Genomic DNA, 2610 nt, shown 5'->3' with positions numbered 1-2610 from the left:
GATGGGGAATGTCGGAAGAGTTGAATCGGGAAATACTTGATGGTGAAATTAAGAAAATAAATCAAAAATCAGATACAATTGGTGAACGAAGAGGAATATCAACTCCTCTTAAATTTATTGCAGTAATAGTAGGGTTTATAATTGTAGGTCCTCTACTTATGATGGTTATTGGAATTATAGGTAGGATATTTCATATTGGTTGAGTTATCTGTTGTTACGCTAACGGGCAGGATAACGCAACCATTCTTTCATTAAAAACGTCTAAAAGCTAGTTAGGAATTTGCCACCATTCCGATGAGGTGATAAAAATGTGGAAAAGAATAACAATGACCTTACTGAGTTTTTTGTTCGTGTTCAGTACGTGGTTTGTGGTAGCACCTTTAACTGTCCATGCATGCTCTTGTGCTGAACCCCCAAGCATAGAAGATCAGATGAATCGAAAAACCGCAATTTTTACGGGCAAATTATTGAGTTTGACAAAACCTGTTAAGGGGAAGATTTGGTCTTCCGCAGATCCTGTAAAAGCTCAATTCGAAGTGAAAAAGGTTTGGAAAGGAGAATTGGATTCTCAAACGACTGTTTACACAGCATTGAGTTCGGCAAGTTGTGGATATGAGGGATTCGAAGTGAATGAAGAATTTATCGTTTTTGCCTATGGTAAACCAGATCGACTTGAAACAGGTCTTTGTGAGGGAACYAAGAATCTTGAATCCGCACAAGAAGAACTTAAAGCATTGGGAGCAGGATATGAACCATCTAAGATAACAAGCCCTCAAGAGGATCAATTAGAAATATCTTCTATTAATAAGGAAACAAATAACCGATTCATAATCGTTTTAGTTCTTACAGTTTTTCTAACATTATTTATCTTGCTGGTCATATCCTTAAGAAGGCGACGCCGATGAACGTAACTGTTTCGGGTGCCCTTTACTTACTACAGGTACATATTTACGTTTGTGCGTTAAGCTAACGGGAAACGATATTGGAGCATGCTGCCGCGGTGCAGATGCTCCATTTTTCACTCAACTAACGGGCAGGTTTGTATGGTATTCAGGCAGAATATATAGGATTACAACACACGTTTTTAGAAAGAAGGAGAGAGAAAGAGTGGAAAAATTTTATGTGGCATCAAGTTTTAAGAATATAGATGCTGTTCATTATGTTACTGATCATTTAAAGAGTAAGGGTTATATTCATACTTATGATTGGACGAAAAATGCGAAAGCAAAGACAGAGAAAACCTCCACATTTGAAGATTTAAAAGAAATAGGTCAACTTGAAAAAAACGCAGAAGTAGAATCCGATTTGGTTATTGTGCTATTACCAGGGGGAAAAGGCACTCATATTGAATTAGGGATTGCACTCGGTATAGGTAAGAGGATTTTTCTTTATTCACCAGAAGGGGCAATAGACAACTTTGAAACAACGAGTACATTTTATCATTTACCCGAGGTAGAGAAATGTTATGGGAATCTCGATGATTTGTTAGAGAAGATTATTTTGTTCAACTAACGGGTAACTATAGTTGAACAAACAAGGAGCAGTTTGCTACGGCAGTTGCTCCCTTTTTTTATTAAGCTAACGGGCAGGATAGTGAGTAATTGAGTTGAATTTCTGTTTCTTATCACATTTGACATGCATAAATGGTGGGGGAATATGAAAAGAGTCGGCAAAGCGGCAATATTTGATTTAGATATTTTAATATAATATGGTAGATAGTTAAGACATATTTCAGAATATCCTTTAATTCGGAGGTGGTTGAAGGACAAGAGTAATTTTTATTATATAATTAAGTTAAAAATTTTATTCATATATTGGTAGGTGCTATTGTGAGAAAAATAAGATATAAAGTAATATATATAGTCATTGCTATTGTTTCAATTATGGTTATTATTTCTAGTTGTGKTAATCAATTACMACCAACAATAGAGCATGGTGAATTTCCATTCAGTTTAAAATATAAATTGAATGGGGAAATATATGAAGTTAAAGATACTGTAATCGTTGACTTTGCTGGTTTTGATATTTCAGGTGGATTTGGAAAATCTCGAACTTGGAATGAATACTTAAAAAGTGGAACAGATAAAATTTCCATTTTACTTGATGAAAATGTACACTCTGTTTTAAATCCTCAAAGAGTTAACACTCAAGTTGAAGTTTATTTTGACTATGGTGAAGGAATGTATTATTTGGGTGATCCAAACGCAAAATCAGCCATACATGCAAAGCCGCATATATGCTATGTCGAAACTTATAATGAATCCCCTAAAGTTACTAGAATTGACGCTACACCTCTCACTAAAAAGCAATTACAGGAATACTTTGATATAGAAATAATAGAGCTATCTTTTAGTAAACCTATTAATAATACATTTAAATAGTCTCTCAAATACGTAATCAAAATAACGAAATCAGTATAAATTTCCGCGAAATAAACATGCCTACAAAATTATTTAAAGAAGTGAGAGCTTTCGGGTAACTCGTAAGACTTTGATATTTGATATTCAAATTATTTGGTTAAGTATTCCGCTAACGGGTAACTATAGTTGAACAAACAGGGAGCAATTTGCTACGGCAGCTGCTCCCTTTCTTTGTTAAGCTAACGGGCAG

4 protein-coding genes are annotated in these 2610 nt (G+C 34.7%); all 4 read left to right on the top strand.

All coding sequences use genetic code 11. The features are described from left to right. Window positions 1-203 (top strand): hypothetical protein (locus AC1DWN_RS31975; protein ID WP_477562879.1); only part of this gene is annotated, 203 nt, incomplete at its 5' end. Between the two features lie 105 nt (window positions 204-308). Beyond that, complete coding sequence (locus AC1DWN_RS31970; protein ID WP_477562878.1) at window positions 309-905, top strand: hypothetical protein; 597 nt, start codon at window positions 309-311, stop codon at window positions 903-905. Between the two features lie 202 nt (window positions 906-1107). After that, entirely contained in the window at window positions 1108-1512 is a 405-nt protein-coding gene (locus tag AC1DWN_RS31965; RefSeq protein ID WP_477562877.1) for a group-specific protein, read from the top strand. Between the two features lie 317 nt (window positions 1513-1829). Then, complete coding sequence (locus AC1DWN_RS31960) at window positions 1830-2381, top strand: hypothetical protein (RefSeq protein WP_477562876.1); 552 nt, start codon at window positions 1830-1832, stop codon at window positions 2379-2381. The last annotated feature ends 229 nt before the right edge of the window (window positions 2382-2610 follow it).

Source organism: Paenibacillus sp. P4_A7, assembly GCF_056402455.1.
Note: the sequence above shows the minus strand (reverse complement) of the source record. Positions and strands in the feature narration are given on the sequence as shown.